The sequence below is a fragment of the Burkholderia sp. IO2 genome (assembly GCF_029522185.1).
Lineage (GTDB): Bacteria > Pseudomonadota > Gammaproteobacteria > Burkholderiales > Burkholderiaceae > Burkholderia > Burkholderia cenocepacia.
Map to the genome: position 1 here is coordinate 65215 of NZ_JAKWFH010000021.1, position 24404 is coordinate 89618.

Here is a 24404-nt window from a genome sequence, read left to right on the forward strand (position 1 = left end):
CTACATTGCGCAGTCTAGACGCGATTAGCGCAAGGGACGTATTTGTCGTTTACCCTGTTTTTATTGAATATATTCGGCATATGTGTGCGCACACTCACATTGTCGAGCGCGCCTTTAGAGATATGTTGTCGTATGTTTATGCGCAAAAACTACAAATCAATCCTCCGCCGCTAACGCTCTCCATCGGTACGCGCCCCCCCTCCCGCCCACTGCCAACCGCCTCGGTAATTCCGCCTCTGGTCAGCCCCGCGCCACCCGCGCTATCGTTTCCCCCATCCCCACAGCCCAGGAGCTGCCTTTGCCTACCCGCCACGGAGTCGACCTCATCCGCGCCCGCGCGCTGTTCGATCGCGAACGCCAGACGTTCACCGAAGCCATGCCGGTTTCCCGCGCGCTGTCCGCGGAAGCGTCCGAGCACTTGCTGTTCGGCGTGCCGTTGCACTGGATGCAGGACTGGTCGACCCCGTTCTCGCTCTACGTGAAGGAAGCCCGCGGCGCGACGTTTACCGACGTCGACGGTCATCGCTACGTCGATTTCTGCCTCGGCGACACCGGCGCGATGTTCGGCCATGCGCCCGAACCCGTCGCCCGCGCGCTCGTCGAACAGGCCACGCGCGGCTACACGACGATGCTGCCGAGCGAGGACGCCGCGTGGGTGTCGCGCGAACTCGCGCGGCGCTTCAAGTTGCCGGTCTGGCAATTCGCGTTGAGCGCGAGCGACGCGAACCGCTTCGTGCTGCGCTGGGCGCGCGCGGCCACCGGCCGCAACACGATCGTCGTGTTCAACGGCTGTTATCACGGCACGGTCGACGACGTGTTCGTCGATCTCGTCGACGGCCGCCCGGTACAGCGCGACAGCCTGCTCGGGCAGTCGTACGACCTGCTCGCGAACACGCGCGTCGTCGAGTTCAACGATCTGGCCGCGCTCGAAGCGGCGCTGCAGGACGGCGATGTCGCGTGCGTGCTCGCGGAGCCCGCGATGACGAACATCGGCATGGTGCTGCCCGACCCGGGTTTCTGGGAAGCCGCGCGCGAACTGACGCGCCGCACCGGCACGCTGCTGGTGATCGACGAGACGCACACGATCAGCAGCGGCCCCGGCGGTTACACGGTCGCGCACGGTCTCGAACCGGACATGCTGGTGGTCGGCAAGCCGATCGCGGGCGGCGTGCCGTGCGCGGTGTACGGGTTCAGCGCCGAATTCGCGGCGCGCGCCAAGCAGGCGAAGCTGAACGCGCCGCCCGGCCACTCGGGCATCGGCACGACGCTCACCGCGAACATGCTCGCGATGCATGCGATGCGCGCGACGCTCGCCGAAGTCGCGACCGACGCCGCGTATGCGCACATGTTCGCACTCGCCGCGCGGCTCGCGACGGGCCTCGAACACGCGATCGCGACACACCGGCTGCCGTGGTGCGTGACGCGCATCGGCGCGCGCACCGAGTTTCAGTTCGCGCCGGTGCCGCCGCGCAACGGCACGCTGGCCGGCGCGCAGCTCGACAGCGAACTCGAGCACATCGTGCACCTGTACCTGCTGAATCGCGGCGTGCTGATCACGCCCTTCCACAACATGATGCTCGTGTGCCCGCAAACGACCGACGACGATGTCGACCGGCTCGTCGCGCAGTTCGATGCGTGTCTCGGTGAGCTGGTGTGATGCGCTGACGCAGGCCCGGTACGCGCGCGAGCGCGTACCGGGCCGCCGCTTTCGCTACACCGCCTTCAACGCTCGCCGCGCCACTTCCGCGAAATACCGCGCGCCCACCGGCAGGATCGCGTCGTTGAAATCGTAGGTCGCGTTGTGCAGCGGCACGCCGCCCTGCCCGGCCGCCTCGCCGTTGCCGATGAACACGAAGTTGCCCGGCACTGCCTGCAGGAACGCGCCGAAATCCTCCGAGATCATCATCGGCTGCACGTCGGCGTGCACCGCGTCGGCGCCCGCGACGTGCGCGGCGGCCTGCACGGCCGTGTCGACCCATTCTGGCGAATTCACCGTCGGCGCGAACTCGTGCGTGTATTCGAACGTGCAGGTCGCGCCGTGCGTGCGGCAGATCCCTTCGCTGATCTCGCGCATCCGCGTTTCCAGCAGCGCCTGCACGTCGCGCGAATAGCTGCGCGTGTCGCCCTTGATCGTCACGGTCGACGGCAGCACGTTGCGCAGCCCGTCGGTGATGAATTCCGTGCACGAGATCACCGCCTGCTGGCCCGGGTCGAGATTGCGCGACACGATCGTCTGCAGCGCGAGCACGATCTGCGAGCCGATCACGATCGGGTCGATGCCCATGTGCGGACGCGCCGCATGCGTGCCGCGCCCGTCGATCCGGATCACGAAGTTGTCCTCGCTCGCCATGATGCCGCCCGCACGCGTCGCGAACGTGCCCGCGCGCATGCCCGGCATGTTGTGCGCGCCGAAGATCGCATCGACCGGAAAGCGCTCGAACAGCCCGTCTGCCATCATCGCCTTCGCGCCGCGACCGTGCTCTTCCGCCGGCTGGAAGATGAAGCGCACCGTGCCGTCGAAATCCTTGCGTTCGGCCAGCAACTGCGCGGCGCCGAGCACCATCGACATGTGGCCGTCGTGTCCGCACGCATGCATCTTGCCCGGTGTGCGCGATACGTGTTCGCGACCCGGTGCGTGCTCGGCGATGTTCAGCGCGTCCATGTCCGCGCGAATGCCGATCGCGCGCCGGCCCGTGCCGGCCGTCAGGTTCGCGACGAGCCCGGTGCCGCCGATGCTGCGATGTACGTCGAGCCCGAGCGTCGTGAGAATCCGCGCGACGTAGTCCGACGTGTTCACCTCTTCGAAACCCGTCTCCGGATACTGGTGCAGATGGCGGCGCCAGGTTTTCAGCTGCCCCTGCAGCGTGCTTTCTGCCGTTGCGTCGATTGTGTCCATTGCGTTGGCCTCGTCGATAGTCACGTCGGTCGTCATGTCGTTCAGGCCGCCACCGCCGCGCGGCTCAGCCAGTCGCGCTGGCGCGCCAGCACCGCGTCGGCCGTCTCGCCGACGCAATGCCGGTACACGGACGGCGCGGTCGCCCCTTCCGTGTTGATCGCCAGCACGCGCGCATTCGCATCGAGCCCGACCTGCCGCGCGAGCGCCGGGTCGCGCATCAGCACGTCGAGCCCGGCCACGCCGGCCGCGCCCGATTCGCCGGCGACGACCGGCACATCGCGTGCGCTGCCGGCCGCGAGGCCGCGCATCGCCTGCACCGCGTCCTCGTCGTCGATCAGCATGAAGTAGTCGATGCACATCTCGAGGAAATCCCACGCGAGCGGCGACGCCTCGCCGCATGCGAGCCCGGCCATCACCGAATCGACGCTGCCGGTCGCCTTCGTCGCACGGCCGGCCAACGCGCTCTGGTACAGGCAATCGGCCTGGCGCGGCTCGACGACGACGAAGCGCGGCCGCTGCACGCCGTCGCGCTCCCACAGGTAACTCGCGACGCCCGCGGCGAGGCCGCCCACGCCGCCTTGCAGGAACACGTGCGTGAACGGCCGTCCGTCGTCCTCCGCGGCCTGCGCGGCCGCTTCGGCGGCGATCACGCCGTAGCCCTGCATCACGTCGCGCGGAATCGCTTCGTAGCCGTCGTACGACGTATCCGACACGACGTACCAGCCGTTCGCCTGCGCGAGCTGCGCCGCGCAGACGACCGATTCGTCGTAGTTCCCCGCGATGCGCACGATCCGCGCGCCGTAGGCCGAGATCGCGCGTTCGCGCTCGGCGTCGACGTTCGCATGCAGCACGATCACGCAGCCGCAGCCGATCGCGCGCGCGGCGGCGGCCAGCGCGCGGCCGTGATTGCCGTCGGTCGCGCTGATCACCGTCAGGTCGGCCAGCTCCGCCGCATAGCGGCCGGTGACGAGCCCCTGCGGATCGAGCGCCTGCGTGCGCCGCAGCCGCTTCACGAGCCGCACCAGCGCGATCGGCGCGCCGAGCGCCTTGAAGCTGCCGAGCGGCGAGCGGCACGACTCGTCCTTCACGCTGACGCTCGCGACGCCGAGCCGCGCGGCCAGATCGGGCAGCGCGCGCAGCGGCGTGCGCGCGTGGCCGACGAGCGGCCAGTGCGCGAGCCACGCGCCGCTTTCGTCGGCCGACGCGATGTTCATCACGCGGCGCAGCGCGTTCGGGTAAGCGGTGCGCGACGCGCGCGGGTTGGCGATCAGCATGACGAAAGGCTCCGGATCGGGACCGCGCGGGCGGTCCGTCGGGTGGGTCGGGTCGGGCAGGCGCGGGTTGCGCTTGCCGTCGGTTGGAAAAATAATATTGCGCATGCCGGTCAACAAAATCGCCAAATCGATGGCCCAGACGCAAAAATTTCTCATTCTTCCGAGGTTCGACACACCGTCATGACGATCCCTCTCGATGCGTTCGATCGCAAGTTGCTGATGGAAGTCCAGCGCGACGCGCAGACGCCGCAAGCCGAGCTCGGCGCGCGCGTCAACCTGTCGACCGCCGCGGTGAACCGGCGGCTGCGGCGCCTCGCGGAAGATGGCGTGATCGAGCGCTACACGGCCGTCGTCGCGCCGGACAAGGTCGATCATCCGCTGACGATCGTCGTGAACGTCGAGGTCGAGAGCGAGCAGATCGACCAGCTCGACGCGATGAAGCGCGCATTCGAGCGCTGCCCGCAGATCCAGCAGTGCTACTACGTGACGGGGGAATGGGATTTCGTGCTGATCCTCGCGGTGCGCAACATGGATCAGTACAACGCGCTCACGCGCGAGCTGTTCTTCGCGAACAACAACGTGAAGCGGTTCAAGACGCTGGTGAGCATGAGCCGCGTGAAGGTCGGGCTCGACGTGCCGGTCGATGCCGGCGAGTAAATGAATGAGGCCATGAAGCGGCCGGCACATCGTTGCATGCGCCGGCCGCCTCCCATCGACGGCTACGTCAGCGACAACTGAAGCTCGCCGCCGAATTCACGTCGCCCGAGCCGTTGTAGCGCGCGACCTGCGGATACGGGCACAACGGCCGCGTGCGTCCCGCGCCCCACGACGCGAGCACGTCCGCGTTCGGCACCGCGTTCGTCGTGTCGCGCGCGGCAGCCACGATCGCGGCCGGCGCCTGCCCCTGCTCGACCCACGCGACGAGCGGCGTCAGCATGTCGAACTGGTCGGCCGCCGGCCCGCCCGAGCAGTGATTCATCCCCGGCACCGGATAGAAGCGCGCGAAGTTCGACGCGTCGCCGCCGTTCGCCTGCGTGACGTTCGCATACCAGTCGCGCGTGTCGTTGAACGAGAACACCGGATCGCCCGTGCCGTGATAGACGAGCAGCTTCGCGCCGCGCGCCTTCAGCGCGGCGAGGTTCGTCTCGTCGGGCGGCGTCATGAACGACCATGACGATTGGGTATAAACCCCGTTCGTCGCGAAGATCGCCGGCGCATCGTTGTCCATGTCGAAGCCGAGCGCGAAACCGGGCAGGTTCGCGAGCGCCGCGGCGGTTTTCGGCGGCGTCATGAACGTGAACGCCATCGCGGCCGGATCGAGCGTGACGGAATTCGACTGCTTCCACCCGGCCCAACCAGGGCCCGAGATGCCCGGATCGTACGGGAAGCTCGCGTAGAGCGCCGAGCCCGCGCTGTTGCGCGCACCGGCGAACACGTTCTCCAGCGCGGTTTTCTGCGCAGGCGTCAGGCACGACCCGGTGCGCGTGCCGTTCGCGCAGGTCGGGATGTCCGTGTCGACGCTGAAATGCGTCTGGCACGCGGCGACGTCCTGCACCATCCCGTCGGCCGCGCCATCGAGCGCATCGCATTTCTCGAGAATCTTCGCGCCGACGAACTGGCGCTCCGCATCGTTGAAACCGCTGCGGATATCCGGCAGCCCGTTCGTTCCGGTGGCCGACGCGATCTTCGCGAACTGCTGCGCGCCATACATCTCGCCGATCGCCGCCTTCGGCAGATGGAAGCCCGGATCGCCCGCGATGATGCCGTCGTAGTCGGCCGGGTTGCGCACCGCCGTGACCATCGCGTGACGGCCGCCGTTCGAGCAGCCGCCGAAATAGCTGCGATCGGGCGCCTTGCCGTACGCGAGCCGGATCACCTGCTTGGCCATCGGCGTCAGCGCGTCGACCGCGCCGTAGCCGTAATCGATCCGCGCCTGCGGATCGAGACCGAACAGCGGATTCTGCGCGGCGCTGTGCCCCGAATCCGAGCTGATCACCGCGAACCCCTGGTTCAACGCGTTGGTCAGCGGGCCGCCGCCGCCGATCTCGCCGGTCGCGGTCACGACGTTGCCGTCGAGCCCGCCGTTCGCCTGGTAGAAGAAGCGGCCGTTCCATGCTTTCGGCAAACGCATCTCGAAGCCGATCGCATAGGTCTTGCCGTCCACCGCGCTCACGCGCTCGTTCATCTTGCCGGCGATCACGCAGTGCTCGGCGACCGGCTTGCCGGCCACCGTCAGCGTGCCGGCCGCGGCGGTCGTCACCGACGTGAACGACGTGTTCGCATACGCGAGCTTCGCGGCGAGCGCGTCGCAGGTCTGCGCCATCGCGGCCGGCGTCGCGGCGCTCAGGTGCGTGGGCGCGGCGCTGACCGAATCGTCGCCGCCGCACCCGGCGAGCATCGCGGCGGCAGACAACGGCGCAATGCAAAGGAATGCAGATTTTCTGTTCAAGATAGCTCCCGTTCGGTTCGTCGCGCCAGTGAATCAGAACATGTGCCGCATGCCGACCATCGCGCCGAGCTGCCCCATCCCCGCGCCGGGCGTCGTGCCGGGCCCGCCGCCGCTGACCGAGTAGCGTGCATGCGCGCTGTTCCACAGATACGACGATTGCGCATAGACGGCCGTGCGCTTGGTCAGCAGATAGGTCGCGCGCAGCGTGGCCATCGTCGCGCGCGTGTCGTGCGCGGAATTGACGATCCGGTAGCCTTCGCCGTCGACGATGAAATCGGGCTTCACCGCATACGACGCGCCGACGAAGAACAGGTCCGAATGCGCGCCCGCCGCCGCCGGCGAACCGGTCGACACGCGCCGCCCGATCCAGCCCGCGCCGATCTTCGCGCCGGCCGCTTGCGCATACGCGCTCACGTGGGTGCGCGCATCCTTGCCGCCGCTGCTGGTGAAGGGAACGGGCGCCACGCCGTCGAAGAAGTTCGCGGCCGCGCCGGTACCGCCGCGCTGTTCCTCGTACGACGCCGCCGCACCGAAGTACGCGCTGTCGTACTTGAGCATCACCGACCAGTTGCGGCATTGCACCGCGTCGCCCGGCACCTGCCCCGCGCACGTGCCCTGCCCCGGCGAGTTGCCGGTGCCCGCGCCGTCGCGGCCGAACGAATACGCGGCGCCAAGCGTCACGCCGCGATACGTGCCGAGGTAGGTCACCGCATTGTCGGCGCGGCCGTTCGGCACGTACGCGTCGAACGAGCCGAGCCCGTAGATGTCGGGGCCGATGATGTCGGCGCCCTGCAGCGCGAGATAGGTCATCGTGTACTGGCGGCCGAACGCGAGCGTGCCGAAGCCGCTCTTCAGCCCGACGAACGCCTGGCGCCCGAACAGCCGGCCGCCCTGGCCGAGATCGCCGCCGCGCACGTTGAAGCCGCTTTCGAGCGTGAACACCGCCTGATAGCCGCCGCCGAGATCCTCGCTGCCGCGCAGCCCCCAGCGCGACGGCAGTTCGCCCGTCACGCCCGGCATCCGCACCACGTGATCGCCGGCCGCGTTCGCGTGCGACACGAATTCGACGCCCGTATCGATGATCCCGTACAGCGTCACGCTCGACTGCGCGTGCGCGCCCGGCGCGGCGAGCGCGCAGCACGCGCCGGCGGCCAGCAGGCCATTCCTTGTCTTCGTCTTCATTTCGTTGCGTCTCCAGACCATGTTGAATCGCGCGCTCTGACGGCGCGCATCGAAAAAACCGGGCAATGTCAGTCGCCGGCCCGCGGGCGGCGGATCAACAGCAGCGCGGCCACGGCCGCGACCAGCGTGACGGGGATGCTCGCGCCGATCACGACCGGCGCGCTGCGGCCGGCGGCCAGCAACGTCGCAGCCGCGAGCGGGCCGACGACGGAGCCGAGCCGGCCGACGGCGACCGCCGAGCCGACGCCGGTCCCGCGCATCGCGGTCGGGTAGTACATCGCGGCCAGCGCATACAGCACCGACTGGCCGCCGACGACGAACATCCCGGCCGCGAACGCAGCCGCCGCGAGCGACGCGAAGCCGGGTGCGGCCGCCAGCGCGGCGAGCGACAGCACGATTCCGACGTACATGCCGCCGACCACGCGCGACGCGCGCATCCGGTCAAGCGCCGCGCCGATGCCGAGCGCGCCGAGCCCCGCGCCGACGTTGAACGCGATCTGCACGAGGCCGACGTGCGCGCGATCGAGCCCGCGCGCGGCCATCAGCGACGGCAGCCAGTTCAGCAGGAAGTAGAGGACGATCAGCGTGCAGAAGTAGCTGACCCACAGCGCGAGCGTCGACGTCGTACGGCCGTCGCCGAACAGCGTCCGGGCGACGCTGGCGCGCGCGGCCTGCGTGCCCGCGACGTCGAGATACGCGCGCGATTCCGGCAGGCACCACACGAGCAGCGGCACGAGCAGCAGCGGCCCCAGGCCGCCGACGTAGAAGATGTGGCGCCATTCGGTATCGCCCGCGAGCAGCACGCCGATCAGCGACGCGATCACGCCGCCGAACGGGATCCCGCAGTACATCGTCGCGACCGCGCTGCTGCGCGAGCGCGGCTCGACCGCTTCGGACGACAGCGCGATCAGGTTGGGCATCGCGCCGCCGAGGCCGATACCGGTCAGCACGCGCACGACGACGAGCATCGCGAAGCTCGAGACCTGCGCGGTCGCGATCGACAGCAGCCCGAACAGCACGGTCGACGCGATCAGCACGCGCTTGCGGCCGATCCGGTCTGCGAGCCGCCCGCCGAGCATCGCACCCGGCAGCAGCCCGAAGGTGCCCGCGCTGAACGCGATGCCCATCTGCGATACGGACAGCCCGAATTCGCGCGCCATCCGCGGCGCGGCGACGCCGACCGACTGCAGGTCGAGCCCTTCGAGGAGGGCGATCGCGAAACACAACGCCAGCGTGGTCGCGACCGTGGATTTTTCGGCAACGTAAGTGTTCATGTCTCCAGTCCCATGTCTTTGTAGTCGGTCGGCCGTGCAACGACCGTCGCGCCGCCGCCGGCCAGTGGCGGTTCGGCGCGCGAGGTGTCGAATGAAAGGCCGCCTTTATCAGGCAACCTGATTCACTGGCCGCAAGAATGCCCGCCGGTGTCGTGGCCGGCCGGTCGTTGTGCCTGCTTGTTGTTGCTGACTGCTTGCTGCTCGTTGCTGCCCGTGCGTGCGCTTACGCGTAAATCACGTCGGGATCGCGCCGCGCCGGGTCGTACAGTGCTTCGATCGCCGCCGCGCGATGCTTCTGCACGGCCGCCTGGTTCAGCGAACCTTTGTCGGTCACTTCGCCGAGATCGAGCGACGGCGGCGTGTCGATCAGCCGGATCCGCGCGACGAACGTCGATCCGCCGCTCGCGTTCCGGTTCAGCGCGGCAAGCCACGCCGCGAACGCCGCGCGCACGGCCGGCGCGCGCAGCACGTCGGTCACCGACGCATCGGCGGCGAGCCCCGCCAGCGCACGGCACGCGTCGACACGCGGAAACACCAGCAAGCCGATGTCGTCGCGATTGATCCCGGTGACGACCACGTCCTGCACGTACGGCGCGCCCGTCGACACCGCGTTCGCGCGCAACGGCCCGACGCTGACGAACGTGCCGCTGCTCAGCTTGAAATCCTCGGTCAGCCGCCCGTCGAACAGCAGCCCGAGTTCCGGCCGCGCCGGATCGGCGAAGACGCCTGCGTCGCCGCTGCGGTAGTAGCCTTCGTCGTCGAACACGTCGCGCGGATCGACGTCCGCGTGCCAGTAGCCGCGCATCACGTTCGGCCCCTTGAAGCGCAGTTCGTGCTTGCCGCCGCACGGCACCAGCTTCGCGTCGCAGCCGGGCGCGGGCAGCCCGATATACCCGGCGCGCATCAGCGGCCCCGTCGTAAACAGGCACGACGGCGACGCCTCCGTCATCCCGAGGCCGGCCATGATCCGGATGCGCTCGCCGCAATGCGCTTCGGTCACGCGATCGAGCCGGTCCCACGCGGCCTGCGACAGCCCCGCGCCGCCGAAGAAATACAGCTTCACGCGCGAGAAGAACGTGTCGCGCAATTCGGCATCGCGTTCGAGCGCGGCGGTCAGTTCCTCCCAGCCCTTCGGCACGTTGAAGTAGATCGTCGGCGCGATCTCGCGCAGGTTGCGCACGGTTTCGTCGAAGCGGCCGGGCACCGGGCGACCGTCGTCGATATACAGCGTGCCGCCGTTGTACAGCGCGATGCCCAAGTTGTGGCTGCCGCCGAACGTGTGATTCCACGGCAGCCAGTCGACCAGCACCGGCGGCTCGCGCGTCAGTTCCGGCATCGTCTGGCGCAACATCTGCTGGTTGCTGCACAGCATCCGGTGCGTGGTCGGCACGGCCTTCGGCTGCTTCGTCGAGCCGGACGTGAACAGGATCTTCGCGAGATGGTCGGGGCCGACCGCCTCGTGAATCGCGTCGATCGTGCGCGGGGCGGTAGCGAGCAGGCGCGACAGCGGCACCGCGCGGCCCTCGGCATCGACATCGGCATCGTGCGCGACGATCAGCGCCGCATCGGCCGGCAACGTCGCATCGAGCGCCCGCGCGAACGGCGCGCGTTCGGCGACGAACACCGCGCCCGGCCGCAGCACGCCGAGCGTGTGACGCAGCTTGCCGTAGTCGGTCGACACCAGCGAATACGCGGGCGAGATCGGCGAGTACGGCACGCCGGCCAGCATCGCCGCGAACATCAGCTGCAGATGCTCGAGGTCGTTGCCGGACAGCACCGCGAGCGGGCGCTCGGCCGACAGCCCGAGATCGACGAGGCCCTGGCCGAGCGCGCGGGCGCGTTCGAGCATCCGCGCGTACGTGATCTCGATCCAGCGGCCGTCGGCGCCGCGCCGCGCGGCCAGCACACGGTCCGGATGCGCTTGCGCGCCGCGCACGAGGCAGTCGGTCACGCGAGTCGGGTAATCGCCGAGCGGTTCGCGCGAGCGCAGGTACCAGGTACCGTCGTCGGCGCGGCGAATCTCGGCCGCGCCGACCGCGACGGCGGCCGCGCGATAGCGCACGGCGCCCGTGTCGTTCATCGGGCCGCTGGCGGGCGTCTCAACATTCATCGTCGGCTCGCTCATACCGGGTAATGCCGTGGCGCGGTCTGCACGGTGATCCAGCGCAGCTCGGTGAATTCGGCGATCGACGCGCGGCTGCCGAAGCGGCCGTAGCCGCTCGCCTTCGTGCCGCCGAACGGCATCTGCGCTTCGTCGTGCACGGTCGGCCCGTTGATGTGGCAGATCCCCGATTCGATTCGGCGCGCGACCGCCATCGCGCGCGCGACGTCGCGGCTGAACACGCTCGCCGACAGCCCGAACTCGCTGTCGTTCGCGAGCGCGACCGCTTCGTCGTCGTTGTCCGCACGCAGGATCGCGACGACCGGCGCGAACGATTCCTCGCGATACAGGCGCATCTCGGGCGTCACGCCGTCGACGATCGCCGGCTGCATCGTCGCGCCTTCGACGCGGCAGCCGAGCGGCAGATGCGCACCGTGCGCACGCGCATCCTCGACCAGCGACGCCGCGCGCGCGGCGGCCGACGCATCGACCATCGTGCCGAGCGGATGGCCGGCCAGCGGATCGCCGGCAACCAGCGTGCGCGCCTTTGCGGCGAGCCGCTCGACGAGCGCATCGGCGACCGGCCGCGCGGCGATCACGCGCTCGGTCGACATGCAGATCTGCCCCTGGTTGAAGAACGCGCCGAACGCGATCGCGTCGACGGCTGCATCGAGATCCGCATCGTCGAGCACCAGCACCGGCGCCTTGCCGCCGAGTTCGAGCAGCACGGGTTTCAGGTGCGCGGCCGCGTGGCGCGCGATGATGCGGCCGACGTGCGTCGACCCGGTGAAGTTGATCCGCTTCACATGCGGATGCGCGATCATCCGTTCGACAAGCGCCGGTGCATCGGCCGCCGCGTGCGTGATCACGTTGACCACGCCGGCGCCGAGCCCGGCTTCGTCCAGCACCGCGCCGATCAGCGCGTGCACGCCCGGGCACGCCTCGGACGCCTTCAGCACGACCGTGTTGCCGCACGCAAGCGGCATCGCCAGCGCCCGCGTGCCGAGGATCACCGGCGCGTTCCACGGCGCGATGCCGAGCACCACGCCGCACGGCACCCGCATCGCGAGCGCGAGATTGCCCGGTACGTCGGACGGAATCACGTCGCCGGCGATCTGCGTCGTCATCGACGCGGCCTCGCGCAGCATGTTCGCCGCGAGCGTCACGTTGAAGCCGATCCAGCCGGGCGTCGCGCCGGTTTCGGCGACGCCGGTCGCGATGATCTCGTCGATGCGCGCGTCCATCAGGTCGGCCGCCTTCAGCAGCAGCCGGCGGCGCTCGGTCGGCGCGAGCGCCGCCCATGCGGGGAACGCGCGGTGCGCGGCGTCGATCGCCGCGTCGGCGTCGGCGCTGCCGGCCGCCGGCGCGCGCGACGCAAGCGCGCCCGTCGCGGGGTTGAAGCGGTCGAAAGTGCGGCCGTCGCGGGCGGTGCACCACTCGCCGCCGATCAGCATCCGTCTGTCGGTCATGTCGTCTCCTGCCTTGCCTGTCTCTTGCGATTACGCCGGCGGGAAGCCGGCGGCTGCGTCCGCGCTTGTATCAGCGCTTGTAGGCTTGCAGACCCGGCTTGATCGCCTTGTCGTCGAGGAACTGCTTCAGCCCCTGTTCGCGGCCGCGCTCCGGGTCGCGCAGTTGCGCCTGGTCGAGCTTCGCATACAGGTAATCCTCGCACTGCTCCCACGTGAGTTCGCGCGAGCGCTTGAAGCCGTGCTTCGCCGCGCGCAGCACGACCGGGTTCTTGTCCATCAGCCGTGCCGCGAGCGCGATCGTCGCGTCGCGCAGCCCGGCGAGCGGCACGCTGCTGTTCACGAGGCCCATCTCCGCTGCTTCGACGCCGGTGAACGTGTCGCCGGTCATGATGTAGTGCAGCGCGCGGCGGTGTCCGACCGTGTCGGCCATCGCCTTGCTGACGAGGTTGCCGGGCGGGATGCCCCAGTTGATCTCCGACAGCCCGAACACCGCTTCGTCGGCCGCGATCGCGAGGTCACACGCGACGAGCGGCGAGAACCCGCCGCCGAAGCACCAGCCGTTCACCATCGCGATGGTCGGCTTGCCGTACATCCGCAGGCGGCGCCACTGCCATTCCGATGCGTCGCGGCGCACCTTTTCCTGCAACGCGTCCGGGCCGCCGTCGATCTCGCGGAAATACTCCTTCAGATCCATGCCGGCCGTCCATGCGGCCCCCGCGCCGGTCAGGACGAGCACCTTCGCCTCGTCGTCGAACTCGACCGCGTCGAGCACCTGAAGCATCTCCTGGTTCAGCGTGGGGCTCATTGCGTTGCGCTTCTCGGGGCGATTCAACGTCACCCACGCGATGCCGGCCTCCACTTTCACTTCAACGGTCTGCCAGCGGTTGTCGTACTTGCTCATGTCTGTTCCTGTCGTTCGTTTCCAGTGCGATTCGGTGCGCAGCCTGCGTGCTGCGGACGACTTCATTTAATATCAGGCTACCTGATATTGCAAGCGGCACGAGCGCCGGTGTAAACCCGGAGCGGAAACCGGAGAATGCGGCGGGGAAATCAGGGAGCGGTCGAGCGATCGCCGATGGCGCGGACGAAGCGCGCACGGGCCGAACGGGCCCGCGTCGTGAAAATCGGGGAGGCGCTCAGCCGCGCAGGTTGCGCGAGAACAGTTCGAGCGCGCGCTGCACGTGCGCGGCGTCGTCGGCCGGGATGTCGCCCAGCATGCGGGCCTCGAGCGGGCGCAGCACGGCTTCGCATTCGCGCAGCATCGCCGCGCCTGCGTCGGTCAGCTTCAGCAGGATGATGCGGCCGTGCGACGGGTCGGCTTCGCGCGTGACGAAACCGCGCGCGGCCATCACGCTCATCACCTCGTTCGCCGATTGCGGCGTGATCCACGAGCGCTCGGCCAGTTGCGCGTTCGACGATGCGCCGCGCGCCTCGAGCACCGACAGCGCCGTGTATTGCGCGAGCGTGATGCCGAGCGGCGCGAGCGCGTCGGTCATGTGACGGCGCAGCAGCCTGTCGAGGCCGCCGATCACGTAGGTCAGACGTTGTTGCACGCGCGCTTTCGGCTTGTCGCCCGTGGCGCGGGCGGCGTCCTTCGCGGCGGGTTTCGAACGGGCGGGCTTGGTCGGGGTGGAACTCATGGCGCGTGCTGGATGGAATTGCGAGCCATCTTACCAGCACGCGAAACGTCGTTCTGTCCGGTTGTACGCGACACGCGCGGTACGCGCGGTCGGCTGCGGCGGTCAGCCGTGCGACGCGCGCCGGCCCGCGAACCGCGCGGTCGGCAGCCCCGCGTAGCGCGTCTGCGCGACGAACACGCCGCCCGCGTGCACATCGCCGGCCAGCGCGTCATCGCTCAGGTCAACACGCGCACTCGTCACATACAGCCGGCCTTCACCGTCGATCGCAACGCAGCTCGGCTGCGCGGTCGGCACTTCAACGCGATCCGTCTCGACCCCGTCCGGCCCATAACGCACCACGCGCCTGCCGCCCCACTGCGCATTCCACAGCCCACCGTCGCGATCGACGATCGACCCGTCCGGATCACCATTGGCATCGATCAGCCGCGCGAACGGCCGCACGTTCGCGACGTCGCCACCCGCACGGTAATCGCACACGAAAATCTCGCGCACCAGCGAATCGCAGAAATACATCTTCGAACCGTCCGGCGAGAACCCGATGCTGTTCGCGATCGCGGCCGGCGGCAACGCGAGCCGTTCGAGCGTGAGGTCGGGGTTGAGGCGATAGAACCCGCCGACCGCGCGCGGCGGCTCGGCGCCTTCGTCCTTCATCCCGAACACGAATGCGCCGGCCCCGTCGCCGCGCCCGTCGTTGAGCCGCGTCGGCAAGTCGGGCTCGACGTCGACGATCCGCGTGAACGCGCCGCTGCGCAGGTCGAAGAACGCGAGATGGGTCGCGAGCCCGACGAGCAGCACGTCCGGCTCGTCGGTCAGCGCGAAGCACGCGAGCCGTTCGGGCATCGCCCACTGCGCGAGGTCCGAGCCGTCCGCGCGGCAGCGCCACAGCCGCGCGCCTTCGATGTCCACCCAATACAGCGCGTGCGTCCTGTCGCACCACGTCGCGCCTTCGCCGAGCGTGTTGCGGCTGTCGGCCAGCAGCGTCGCCGACGCGGCCGGATGAGTCTGTTGCATGCCGTCTCCCGATGTCTGATCTGTCGCGTTCGCGGGCGGCCGCGCCATCACCGAAGTCAGATCTTCATCGCGCGCCGCTGGTTGCGACGATACTGGTCGAACAGCACCGCGAGCAACAGAATTCCGCCGCGTATCAGATATTGGTAAAAGGTCGGCACGTTCAGCAGGCTCATCGCATCCTGCACGGAGCCCATGATCAGCACGCCGACCAGCACGCCGGAGATCGTCGCGACGCCGCCCGTCAGCGACACGCCGCCGAGCACACATGCGGAGATCACGCCGAGTTCGAGGCCGACCGACGTCTTCGGGTCGCCGAGGCTCATCCGCGACGCGAGCATCACGCCGGCGAAGCCGGTCACGAGCCCTTGCAGCACGAACACGGCGATCTTGATGCGCATCACCGGCAGCCCCGCGAGCAGCGCCGCCTCGCCGTTGCCGCCGACGGCCAGCACGTTCTTGCCGAACACCGTCTTGCGCAGCAGGAAACCGAACACGACGAAGCCGACGATGTTGCTCCAGATCGGATACGAAATACCGAGGAACGACCCGCCGCCGAGATCGAAGAAGCGCTCTTCCGAGATCATCACCGCGTCGCCGTTCGACGTGATGAACGCGAGCCCGCGCACGACTTCCATCATCGCGAGCGTGACGATCAGCGAGTTGATCCGGTAGCGTGCGATCAGCACGCCGTTCACGAGCCCGACCGCCCCACCGGCGAGCACGCCGGCCGCGATACCCAGCACGACGCTGTGCGTCGCGGTGATCAGCGTCGACGCGACGACGCCCGAGAACGCGACGATCGACGCGACCGACAGGTCGACCTCGCCGAGCGCGAGCACGAACATCATCGTCACCGCGATCGAGCCGATCAGCGTGACCGACAGCAGCAGGCCCTGGATGTTGCGCGGCGTGAGGAAGTCCGGCACGGTCATCGACAGCACCGCGAACAGCACGAGAAACACCATCACGATGCCGGAGCGGTTGATCAGCTGCCACACGCCGCCGCGTGGCCGCGCGGGCGTGGCCGCGGCCGCGGCATCCGGGGACGGGGAAGTACGTTGGGGTTGCATTGCCTGGCTCATATCAGTTCACTTGCTTTCCGGTTGAACAGCACGCCGCTAGCGCGGCAGCGCGAGCTTGATCAGCGCATCGGGCGTCGCGTGCGCCTTCGCGACCTCGCCCGCGATCCGTCCTTCCTTCATCACGACGATGCGGTCCGACACGCCGATCACCTCGGCCAGATCGCTCGACACGAGGATCACGGTGCGGCCCGCTTCCGCGAGTTCGTAGAACAGGTTGTAGATTTCCGCGCGCGCGCCGACGTCGATACCGCGCGTCGGCTCGTCCATCAGGAACACGTCGATGCGCTCGGCCAGCCAGCGCGCGAGCACGACCTTCTGCTGGTTGCCGCCCGACAGCGCGCCGATCGGCGTGTCGCCGTCGCGGGTCTTGATCGCGAGGCGCTCGATGTATTGCTGCGCGAGCTCGCGTTCGCGCCGCCCGTCGAGCAGCACGCGCGCCGGGCTGAAATGACGGCGCGCGCTGATGTTCAGGTTGTCGGCCACCGACGCGATCGCGACGATGCCTTCCTGCTTGCGGTCTTCCGGGCACAGCGCGATGCCGGCGCGCACCGCGTCGCGCGGGCTGCCGAACGCCACCCGCTTGCCGTTCAGCTCGACGTGCCCGGCGCTCGGTCGCACCGCGCCGTACAGCAGCTTCATCAGCTCGGAGCGGCCCGCGCCGACGAGCCCGAAGAAGCCGACGATCTCGCCGCGCCGCGCGGTGAACGACACGGGCTCGGCCAGCCCCGGCCCCGCCAGCCCCTTCGCTTCGATCAGCACGTCGCCGGCCGCACGCGGCCGGTAGCCGTACACGTCCTCGATCGAACGGCCGACCATGCAGCCGATCAGCCGGTCGCGGTCGAGATCGGCGACGGAATCGAACGTGTCGATGCGGCGACCGTCGCGAAACACCGTCACGCGGTCGCACAGTTCATAGACCTCCTCCATCCGGTGCGTGACGTAGATGATCGCGCGGCCTTCCGCGCGCAGCGCGCGGATGATCCGGAACAGCTGCGTGGTTTCGCGCGCGGACAGCGAACTCGTCGGTTCGTCGAACGCGATCGCGCGCGCGTCGCGCATCAGCGCCTTGCCGATCTCGATCATCTGGCGCTGGCCGATCGACAGATACTTCACCGGGATGCCCGGATCGATGTGCTCGCCGAGCCGCTCCAGCGCATCGAGCGCGCGCGCGGCGAGCGTGCGCTCGTCGACCACGCCGAGCCGGCTCGGCAATTGCCCGAGCATCAGGTTTTCCGCGACCGTCAGCTCGGGCACCAGATGCAGTTCCTGGTAGATGATCGCGATGCCGGCCTCGAGCGCCGCGCGCGTCGACGCGAAGCGCTGCGCCGTGCCGTTCAGCGTCAGCGTGCCGGCCTGCGGCTGGTTCACGCCGGACAGCACCTTCAGCAGCGTCGATTTCCCCGCGCCGTTCTCGCCCATCAGCCCGTGCACCTCGCCCGCGCGCACCGACAGCGACACCGCGTCGAGCGCCCGCACGCCCGGAAACGTCACCGTGATGCCGTCGAGCGCGAGCAGCGGGCCGTCCGGCCGCATGCCCGCTTCGGCGTCGTGGCCGGACGCGGCCGTGATCGTCTGCATCGTCATCGCGTTCTCGCCTCGCCCCGCTCAGATACCGAGTTCGGCGCGCACGGCCTGCCAGTTCGCGCGCGTCATCAGCTTGCCGCTCGTCTGCGTGTCGGCCGGCGGCGTCTTGCCGTTGCGGATCCAGTCGACGAGGTTCTGCGTGCTGTCCTTGCCGTGGTTCGTCGAGCTGACCGCGATCGTCCCGTAGAAGCCGGTCGGCTCCTTCTTCTGGAACTCGGCGAACGCCTCGCCCGCGCCGTTGATGCCGACGCCGATCACGTCGGCCGCCGGGATGTGCAGCTGTTCGGTCGCGCGCACCGCGCCGAGCACGGTTTCCTCGTTCAGCGCGTAGATCACCCATTTCTTCACGTTCGGATGGCGCGCGAGCACCGGCGCCGCCGCACTGAAGCCGCCTTCGTCGTCGGTGGTCTTCTGCGGCGCGTCGAAGATGTTTTCCTTGCGGAAGCCGTTCGCGAGCAGCGCCTGCGTCGCGCCGTCGGTGCGCAGCTTCGCGGTCGGCAGCTCGTAGTTGGTCACGCGCAGCGCGCCGACTTCTTCCGGCTTCCAGCCGCGCCGCTTCATCTCGTCGGCGATCGCCTGGCCGACCTGGTTGCCGATCTTGGTCGCCGACATCCCGAGGTGCGGCACGTTCGGCAGCGGCTTGCCGCTCGAATCGACGAGCTGGTCGTCGACCGTCACGAACTTCATGTTGTAGCGCTTCGCGCGCGACGCGATCGCCGGCCCGAGACGTACATCCGGCGCGCAGATCACGAAGCCCTGCGCGCCCTGCGAACCGAGGTTGTCGATCGCGGCCAGCACCTTCTCGCCGTCCGGCGTGCCGATCTTCACGACCGAGAAATTCTCCTTCTGGCCGAGCGCGGACGCCGCGTTCTGCTCGTTGATGAACCACGCCTGCTCCGGCATCTTCACGAGGAAGCCGATCTTCAGCGGCGCGTCGGCGTGCGCGGCGCCCTGCATGCCGAGCGGCGCGATGCAGAGCGCGGCCAGCAGCGCGCGCAGGGTATGGCGGCGAATCGTGTGAGTCGTGCGGTTCATGGGTGTCTCCTTTGTATCGGCTGATGCCGTGATGTGTGCCGTAATCAATCATTCGTCGCGCGCGCTTGTTCGTACCGAAGCGCGCGCGCAGGTTCAGCGGCCGAACGCGTCGGTCTGCACGCGCCGGCCGAACAGGAAGGCATCGGCGACGAGCCGAAGCGGCCGCACGTCGACATCGCTTTCGCCACGCGCGATCAGCGCATGGAAGTGCGCATACAGCGCCGGGTATTCGCGTTCGGGCCCGATCTCGACCGGCTCGCCCGCGATCGACAATTGCGCGCCGCCGCGGCTGATCGCGAGCACGCCGTCGGCCGTGTCGACCGCGATCTCCCATTGCTCGACGGGGCCGTGGCGCCAGTCGAATTCCGCGCGCACCGGCACGCCGTCGGTATCCGCGCAATCGAGTTCGGCCGCGATCGGCGTCTGCACGTCGCTCGGCACGATGAGCGTCGCCTCGCGCAGCACGAGTTCGCGCGGCAGGATGCGCGTGACGATCGACAGCGCGTTGATGCCCGGATCGAACACGCCGAGGCCGCCCGGCTCCCAGATCCACTGCTGCCCCGGATGCCAGCGCCGCACGTCTTCCTTCCAGCGCACCTGCACCGCGCGGATCGCGCGGTGCGCGAGCCATGCGCGCGCGGGCTCGACCGCGCTCGCGCAACGCGAATGCCAGGTCGCGAACAGCGTGAGGCCGCGCTCGCGGGCCAGCGCGTCCAGCGCGGCCACTTCGCCGAGCGTCGCGCCCGGCGGCTTCTCGAGCATCACGTGCTTGCCGGCTTCGAGCGCGGCGCGCGCCTGCGCGTAGCGCACCTGCGGCGGCGCGCACAGCGACACCGCGTCGAGTTCGGGTTCGGCGGCGAGCAGCGCGCGCAGGTCGGGGTAGTTGCGTACGCCCGTGACTTCCGCGTGACGGCTCGCGCATGCGGTCAGCGCGAAGCCCGGTTCGGCGGCGATCGCCGGCAGATGCTGGTCGCGTGCGATCTTGCCGATCCCGACGACGCCCAGCGAAATCGGTTCACTCATCGTGCCTTTCTCCTTCGCGAATCGCTCAGCGCGCCCAGCGCAGCACGAGCGGATCGAGCCGGCGCGCGATCGCGAGCAATTCCGCGCGCGTGTCCGGGTGCAGTTCCGGCATCGGATGCCGCGGCCGCTCGCACGCGATCACGCCGCCTGCGCGCATCAGCGCCTTCGCGGTGAGGATCCCGGACTGGCGGTTCTCGTGATTGATCAGCGGCAGCCACGCCTGGTAATGCGCGAACGCATCGTCGTGCCGCCCTTCGCGGAACGCTTCGAGGATCGGCCGGATGCCGTCCGGAAAGCCGCCGCCCGTCATCGCGCCGGTCGCGCCCGCATGGAGGTCGGCGAGCAGCGTGATCGCTTCCTCGCCATCCCACGGCCCCTCGATCGCGTCACCGCCGAGCCGGATCAGCTCGCGCAGCTTGTTCGCCGCGCCCGGCGTCTCGATCTTGAAGTACGCGACCTGCTCGATCTCGCGCGCCATCCGGGCGAGGAACGGCGCGGACAGCGCGGTGCCGCTCGCAGGCGCGTCCTGGATCATGATCGGGATCGCGATCGCGTCGGACACGCGTGCATAGAACTCGAAGATCTGCGCTTCCGGCACGCGGAACGTCGCGCCGTGATACGGCGGCATCATCATCACCATCGCGGCGCCGAGCTGCTGCGCGCGCAGGCTGCGCGCCGCGCACACCTGCGTGCTGTAGTGCGACGTCGTGACGATCACCGGCACGCGGCCGGCCACGTGCTCGAGGATCGTGCGCGTGAGCACGTCGCGTTCGTCGTCGGTGATCGCGAACTGCTCGGAGAAGTTCGCGAGGATGCACAGCCCGTCCGAGCCGGCGTCGATCATGAAATCGACCGCGCGCTTCTGGCTCGCGAGGTCGAGCTCGCCGGTATCGGCAAACGTCGTCGGAACGACGGGAAAGATGCCGCGATAGCGCGGCGTGCTGCTCGATGTCATGGTTCGCGTCCTGCTTCGGCCCGGTTGTCGCCGGCCGTCATGCGTTCACGGTTTCATGAAGCGCGGGCCGGGAAGGCCCGCAACCGGCGGCGACGCAGGTCGCGCCGCCCGCCTGCTCAATGCGAATGGCTCGGCACGTCCGCGCCGCGCGTGCCGACCAGGAAGTCGAGGTCGCACCCCTCGTCCGCCTGCAGCACGTGATCGATATACAGCCGCGCGTAGCCGCCCTTGCCGAGCTGGCCGGCCACGCCCGGCGCCGCGGTCGGATCGACGTCGGACAGGCGGCGCTGCAACTCTTCATCCGGAATGTCGAGATGCAGCGTGCCGGCCTCGCAGTCCAGTTCGATCCAGTCGCCGTTGCGCACCGCGGCGAGCGGCCCGCCAGCGGCCGCTTCCGGCGCGACGTGCAGCACGACCGTGCCGTACGCGGTGCCGCTCATCCGCGCATCGGAAATCCGCACCATGTCCTTCACGCCCTGGCGCAGCAGCTTCGGCGGCAGCCCCATGTTGCCGACCTCGGCCATGCCCGGATAGCCGCGCGGCCCGCAGTTCTTCAGCACCATCACCGAACTCGCGTCGACGTCGAGCGCTTCGTCGTTGATCGTCGCCTTGTAGTGGTCGAGGTTCTCGAACACCACCGCGCGGCCGCGATGCTTGAGCAGTTCGGGGCTCGCCGCCGACGGTTTCAGCACCGCGCCGCGCGGCGCGAGATTGCCGCGCAGGATGCAGATCCCGCCGTCCGCGATCAGCGGCCGGTCGAGCGGACGAATCACCTCGTCGTCGTAGTTCGGCGCTTCGCGCACGTTGTCCCACAGCGATTTGCCGTTGACCGTCAGCGCGTCCGGGTGCGGCAGCAGCCCGCCTTCGCCGAGCCGGCGCAGCACGGCCGGCAGCCCGCCCGCGTAATAGAACTCCTCCATCAGGAAGCGCCCCGACGGCATCAGGTCGACGATCGTCGGCGTGTCGCGGCCGATACGCATCCAGTCTTCCAGTTCGAGCGGCACGCCGATGCGGCCGGCGATCGCCTTCAGGTGGATCACCGCGTTGGTCGAGCCGCCGATCGCCGCATTCGCGCGGATCGCGTTCTCGAACGCCGCACGCGTCAGGACCTTCGACAGCACGAGCCCTTCGAGCGCCATCTCGACGATGCGGATGCCCGACATGTGCGCGAGCACGTAGCGGCGCGAATCGACGGCCGGAATCGCCGCGTTGTGCGGCAGCGCGACGCCGAGCGCCTCGGCCATGCACGCCATCGTCGACGCGGTGCCCATCGTGTTGCAGGTGCCGGCCGAGCGCGACATCCCGGCTTCGGCCGACAGGAAGTGATGCAGGTCGATCTCGCCGGCCTTCAGCGCTTCGTGCAGTTGCCACACGGCCGTGCCCGAACCGATGTTCTTGCCTTCGAGCTTGCCGTTGAGCATCGGGCCGCCCGACACGACGATCGCCGGCACGTCGCAGCTCGCCGCGCCCATCAGCAGCGCGGGCGTCGTCTTGTCGCAGCCGGCGAGCAGCACGACCGCGTCGATCGGGTTGCCGCGGATCGCTTCCTCGACGTCCATCGACGCGAGGTTGCGCGTGAGCATCGCCGACGGCCGCAGGTTCGATTCGCCGTTCGAGAACACCGGGAACTCGACCGGGAAGCCGCCCGCTTCCGAAATCCCGCGCTTCACGTGCTCGGCGAGCTTGCGGAAGTGCGCGTTGCACGGCGTCAGTTCGGACCACGTATTGCAGATGCCGATGATCGGCCGGCCGTCGAATTCGTGATCGGGAATGCCCTGGTTCTTCATCCAGCTCCGGTACATGAAGCCGTTCTTGTCGTTCGTGCCGAACCATTGGGCGGAGCGCAGCCTGGGTTTTGTTGCCGACATCGTCAGTCCTGTGGTGACGGGATACCGGCGCAGTCTAGGCAGAATTTTGATAACTGGCTAATGACGTTTTTGGCGATTACGATATCGATTCCGATATCGATATAAACCCGTACGATGACCGAAGCCAGTCCGTGGGGAAACCGCGCCCGCCTGAAGACGCGCCAGTTGCTGCTGGTCGTCGCGCTCGCCGACGAAGGCAGCATCCACCGCGCGGCGGCCGCGCTGAACATGACGCAGCCGGCCGCGTCGAAGCTGCTGCGCGAACTCGAGGAATCGATCGGCGCGGTGCTGTTCGAGCGTCTGCCGCGCGGGATGCGGCCGACGCTGTACGGCGACGCGCTGATCCGCCACGCGCGCGCGGCGCTCGGCAGCCTCGACCAGGCACGCGAGGAGCTGGCCGCGCTGAAGGCCGGCCATCTCGGCCACGTGGCGGTGGGGGCGATCACGTCGCCGGCCCTGCGGCTCGTGCCGCCGGCCGTCGCCGCGGTGAAGGGCACGCATGCGGGCCTGCACGTGTCGGTCGAGATCGACACCAGCAACGTGCTGCTCGAACATCTCGCGCAGGAAAAGATCGACATCGTGCTCGGCCGGCTGTCCGCCGAACACGACAAGCTGCGCCTGCGCTACGAGCCGCTGACCGGCGAATCGGTGGCCGCGGTCGTGCGGCCCGGCCATCCGCTGCTCGCGCAAGCGCCGCTGGCGCTCGCGGACGTCCAGCGCGCCGCGTGGGTCGTGCCGCCGGCCGGCAGCGTGCTGCGGCACCGCTTCGAACTCGTGTTCCAGCGCGCGAGCCTCGCGCCGCCGGCGAACCTCGTCGAAACGTCGGCGCTGCTGTTCATCACGCAACTGCTCGAACAGAGCGACATGATCGCGGTGCTCGCCGAGGACGTCGCGCGCTACTACGCGCGGCACGGGATCGTCACGATGCTGCCGCTGGAGATGGATTGCCGGATGGACGATTTCGGGATCATCACGCGCACCGACCGGCTGCATTCGCCGGCGGTGACGGTGATGGTCGAGGCGATTCGGGCCGCGGCGCGGGAGGTTTATGGGGTCGCGCTGTGACGACGCAGCCGCGGTTTTCTACGCCGCGGCAACCTCGATCACCGGCTCGCACCGAATCGGAAAATTGACCGAATTCGCGATGTAGCACTTCGCATGCGCATCGTGATGCAGCTGCGCCGCGCGTTCACGATCGTCGCCGGCCCGGATCGTCACCTGCGGGCGCAGCACGATTTCGGTGAAGCGACCCGCTTCGGCGCCGTCGAGCATCGTGCCTTCCGCGTGGTCGACATAGGCCAGCACGCGGATGCCGGCTTCCGAACACAGGTGCAGATACCACAGCTTGTGGCACGCCGATGCCGACGCGAGCAGCAGGTCTTCAGGGTTCCAGCGCGCCGCGTCGCCGCGAAACGCCGGGTCCGACGAGCCAGGGATATCCGGCTTGGAGTCTGCGCGGATCACATGATCGCGCCCGTACTCGCGATACCCCGACGTGCCGGTGCCACGATTGCCCGTCCACTCCACTGCGACGCGATACTGGTGTTCGCCCGATGCCATC

20 protein-coding genes are annotated in these 24404 nt (G+C 69.0%); 3 read left to right on the forward strand and 17 right to left on the reverse strand.

The genetic code is table 11. The features are described from left to right. Nucleotides 1-298 precede the first annotated feature (298 nt). The gene (locus MMB92_RS15730) at nucleotides 299-1657 is read left to right on the forward strand and encodes an aspartate aminotransferase family protein (RefSeq protein ID WP_125332609.1); all 1359 of its coding nucleotides are present in this window, start codon (nucleotides 299-301) and stop codon (nucleotides 1655-1657) included. 54 nt (nucleotides 1658-1711) lie between these two features. Here the strand turns inward: MMB92_RS15730 and MMB92_RS15735 are convergent, their stop codons facing one another. After that, nucleotides 1712-2896 carry a M20 aminoacylase family protein gene (locus MMB92_RS15735; RefSeq protein ID WP_125332607.1) on the reverse strand — a complete coding sequence of 395 codons (1185 nt, stop codon included), beginning with the start codon at nucleotides 2894-2896 and terminating at the stop codon, nucleotides 1712-1714. A gap of 41 nt (nucleotides 2897-2937) precedes the next feature. After that, on the reverse strand, nucleotides 2938-4170 hold the full coding sequence (locus MMB92_RS15740) for a diaminopropionate ammonia-lyase (protein WP_125332605.1): 1233 nt from the start codon (nucleotides 4168-4170) through the stop codon (nucleotides 2938-2940). Nucleotides 4171-4350: 180 nt separating this feature from the next. Here MMB92_RS15740 and MMB92_RS15745 point away from each other — a divergent pair, with 180 nt between their 5' ends. After that, complete coding sequence (locus MMB92_RS15745) at nucleotides 4351-4827, forward strand: Lrp/AsnC family transcriptional regulator (protein ID WP_069352735.1); 477 nt, start codon at nucleotides 4351-4353, stop codon at nucleotides 4825-4827. A gap of 67 nt (nucleotides 4828-4894) precedes the next feature. Here the strand turns inward: MMB92_RS15745 and MMB92_RS15750 are convergent, their stop codons facing one another. From MMB92_RS15750 to MMB92_RS15815, 14 genes are all read right to left on the reverse strand, one after another. Further along, nucleotides 4895-6619 carry a tannase/feruloyl esterase family alpha/beta hydrolase gene (locus tag MMB92_RS15750; RefSeq protein ID WP_125332603.1) on the reverse strand — a complete coding sequence of 575 codons (1725 nt, stop codon included), beginning with the start codon at nucleotides 6617-6619 and terminating at the stop codon, nucleotides 4895-4897. A gap of 33 nt (nucleotides 6620-6652) precedes the next feature. Beyond that, nucleotides 6653-7801 carry a porin gene (locus tag MMB92_RS15755; RefSeq protein WP_043204478.1) on the reverse strand — a complete coding sequence of 383 codons (1149 nt, stop codon included), beginning with the start codon at nucleotides 7799-7801 and terminating at the stop codon, nucleotides 6653-6655. A gap of 68 nt (nucleotides 7802-7869) precedes the next feature. Beyond that, the gene (mhpT, locus tag MMB92_RS15760) at nucleotides 7870-9075 is read right to left on the reverse strand and encodes a 3-(3-hydroxy-phenyl)propionate transporter MhpT (protein WP_006494303.1); all 1206 of its coding nucleotides are present in this window, start codon (nucleotides 9073-9075) and stop codon (nucleotides 7870-7872) included. A gap of 223 nt (nucleotides 9076-9298) precedes the next feature. Beyond that, the gene (locus MMB92_RS15765; protein WP_227746325.1) at nucleotides 9299-11185 is read right to left on the reverse strand and encodes a feruloyl-CoA synthase; all 1887 of its coding nucleotides are present in this window, start codon (nucleotides 11183-11185) and stop codon (nucleotides 9299-9301) included. A gap of 11 nt (nucleotides 11186-11196) precedes the next feature. Continuing rightward, nucleotides 11197-12645: an aldehyde dehydrogenase gene (locus MMB92_RS15770; RefSeq protein WP_125332601.1), complete on the reverse strand. Its 1449-nt coding sequence runs from the start codon at nucleotides 12643-12645 to the stop codon at nucleotides 11197-11199. Nucleotides 12646-12715: 70 nt separating this feature from the next. After that, nucleotides 12716-13546 (reverse strand): p-hydroxycinnamoyl CoA hydratase/lyase, encoded by an 831-nt coding sequence (locus MMB92_RS15775; protein WP_006494300.1) that lies wholly within the window; start codon nucleotides 13544-13546, stop codon nucleotides 12716-12718. 235 nt (nucleotides 13547-13781) lie between these two features. Continuing rightward, entirely contained in the window at nucleotides 13782-14285 is a 504-nt protein-coding gene (locus tag MMB92_RS15780; protein WP_034203131.1) for a MarR family winged helix-turn-helix transcriptional regulator, read from the reverse strand. A gap of 102 nt (nucleotides 14286-14387) precedes the next feature. Beyond that, nucleotides 14388-15296, reverse strand: coding sequence for an SMP-30/gluconolactonase/LRE family protein (locus MMB92_RS15785; RefSeq protein ID WP_077189869.1), 909 nt, complete (start codon nucleotides 15294-15296; stop codon nucleotides 14388-14390). Nucleotides 15297-15352: 56 nt separating this feature from the next. Next, a complete protein-coding gene (gene araH / locus MMB92_RS15790; RefSeq protein WP_006485094.1) occupies nucleotides 15353-16378 on the reverse strand; it encodes an L-arabinose ABC transporter permease AraH in 1026 nt (341 codons plus the stop codon). A 36-nt stretch (nucleotides 16379-16414) separates the two neighbouring features. Continuing rightward, the gene (araG, locus tag MMB92_RS15795) at nucleotides 16415-17962 is read right to left on the reverse strand and encodes an L-arabinose ABC transporter ATP-binding protein AraG (RefSeq protein WP_125332599.1); all 1548 of its coding nucleotides are present in this window, start codon (nucleotides 17960-17962) and stop codon (nucleotides 16415-16417) included. A 21-nt stretch (nucleotides 17963-17983) separates the two neighbouring features. Beyond that, nucleotides 17984-18997: an arabinose ABC transporter substrate-binding protein gene (locus tag MMB92_RS15800; protein WP_006485098.1), complete on the reverse strand. Its 1014-nt coding sequence runs from the start codon at nucleotides 18995-18997 to the stop codon at nucleotides 17984-17986. Nucleotides 18998-19090: 93 nt separating this feature from the next. Then, a complete protein-coding gene (locus MMB92_RS15805; RefSeq protein WP_048988857.1) occupies nucleotides 19091-20020 on the reverse strand; it encodes a Gfo/Idh/MocA family oxidoreductase in 930 nt (309 codons plus the stop codon). A gap of 25 nt (nucleotides 20021-20045) precedes the next feature. Further along, entirely contained in the window at nucleotides 20046-20975 is a 930-nt protein-coding gene (locus tag MMB92_RS15810; protein WP_077021425.1) for a dihydrodipicolinate synthase family protein, read from the reverse strand. 116 nt (nucleotides 20976-21091) lie between these two features. After that, nucleotides 21092-22843 carry an IlvD/Edd family dehydratase gene (locus MMB92_RS15815; RefSeq protein ID WP_006485093.1) on the reverse strand — a complete coding sequence of 584 codons (1752 nt, stop codon included), beginning with the start codon at nucleotides 22841-22843 and terminating at the stop codon, nucleotides 21092-21094. 114 nt (nucleotides 22844-22957) lie between these two features. Between MMB92_RS15815 and MMB92_RS15820 the strand changes: the two genes are divergently transcribed. Beyond that, nucleotides 22958-23908 carry a LysR family transcriptional regulator gene (locus MMB92_RS15820; RefSeq protein WP_006485089.1) on the forward strand — a complete coding sequence of 317 codons (951 nt, stop codon included), beginning with the start codon at nucleotides 22958-22960 and terminating at the stop codon, nucleotides 23906-23908. An 18-nt stretch (nucleotides 23909-23926) separates the two neighbouring features. Here the strand turns inward: MMB92_RS15820 and MMB92_RS15825 are convergent, their stop codons facing one another. Then, a complete protein-coding gene (locus MMB92_RS15825; protein ID WP_277562779.1) occupies nucleotides 23927-24403 on the reverse strand; it encodes an OsmC family protein in 477 nt (158 codons plus the stop codon). Nucleotide 24404 lies beyond the last annotated feature (1 nt).

Excerpts from the sequence above, each read along its gene's own strand:
- MMB92_RS15735 (WP_125332607.1), bottom strand. The coding sequence starts at position 2,896 with ATGGACACAATCGACGCAACGGCAGAAAGCACGCTGCAGGGGCAGCTG.
- MMB92_RS15740 (WP_125332605.1), bottom strand. The coding sequence starts at position 4,170 with ATGCTGATCGCCAACCCGCGCGCGTCGCGCACCGCTTACCCGAACGCG.
- MMB92_RS15745 (WP_069352735.1), top strand. The coding sequence starts at position 4,351 with ATGACGATCCCTCTCGATGCGTTCGATCGCAAGTTGCTGATGGAAGTC.
- MMB92_RS15755 (WP_043204478.1), bottom strand. The coding sequence starts at position 7,801 with ATGAAGACGAAGACAAGGAATGGCCTGCTGGCCGCCGGCGCGTGCTGC.
- mhpT (WP_006494303.1), bottom strand. The coding sequence starts at position 9,075 with ATGAACACTTACGTTGCCGAAAAATCCACGGTCGCGACCACGCTGGCG.
- MMB92_RS15765 (WP_227746325.1), bottom strand. The coding sequence starts at position 11,185 with ATGAATGTTGAGACGCCCGCCAGCGGCCCGATGAACGACACGGGCGCC.
- MMB92_RS15770 (WP_125332601.1), bottom strand. The coding sequence starts at position 12,645 with ATGACCGACAGACGGATGCTGATCGGCGGCGAGTGGTGCACCGCCCGC.
- MMB92_RS15775 (WP_006494300.1), bottom strand. The coding sequence starts at position 13,546 with ATGAGCAAGTACGACAACCGCTGGCAGACCGTTGAAGTGAAAGTGGAG.
- MMB92_RS15780 (WP_034203131.1), bottom strand. The coding sequence starts at position 14,285 with ATGAGTTCCACCCCGACCAAGCCCGCCCGTTCGAAACCCGCCGCGAAG.
- MMB92_RS15785 (WP_077189869.1), bottom strand. The coding sequence starts at position 15,296 with ATGCAACAGACTCATCCGGCCGCGTCGGCGACGCTGCTGGCCGACAGC.
- araH (WP_006485094.1), bottom strand. The coding sequence starts at position 16,378 with ATGAGCCAGGCAATGCAACCCCAACGTACTTCCCCGTCCCCGGATGCC.
- araG (WP_125332599.1), bottom strand. The coding sequence starts at position 17,962 with ATGACGATGCAGACGATCACGGCCGCGTCCGGCCACGACGCCGAAGCG.
- MMB92_RS15800 (WP_006485098.1), bottom strand. The coding sequence starts at position 18,997 with ATGAACCGCACGACTCACACGATTCGCCGCCATACCCTGCGCGCGCTG.
- MMB92_RS15805 (WP_048988857.1), bottom strand. The coding sequence starts at position 20,020 with ATGAGTGAACCGATTTCGCTGGGCGTCGTCGGGATCGGCAAGATCGCA.
- MMB92_RS15810 (WP_077021425.1), bottom strand. The coding sequence starts at position 20,975 with ATGACATCGAGCAGCACGCCGCGCTATCGCGGCATCTTTCCCGTCGTT.
- MMB92_RS15815 (WP_006485093.1), bottom strand. The coding sequence starts at position 22,843 with ATGTCGGCAACAAAACCCAGGCTGCGCTCCGCCCAATGGTTCGGCACG.
- MMB92_RS15820 (WP_006485089.1), top strand. The coding sequence starts at position 22,958 with ATGACCGAAGCCAGTCCGTGGGGAAACCGCGCCCGCCTGAAGACGCGC.
- MMB92_RS15825 (WP_277562779.1), bottom strand. The coding sequence starts at position 24,403 with ATGGCATCGGGCGAACACCAGTATCGCGTCGCAGTGGAGTGGACGGGC.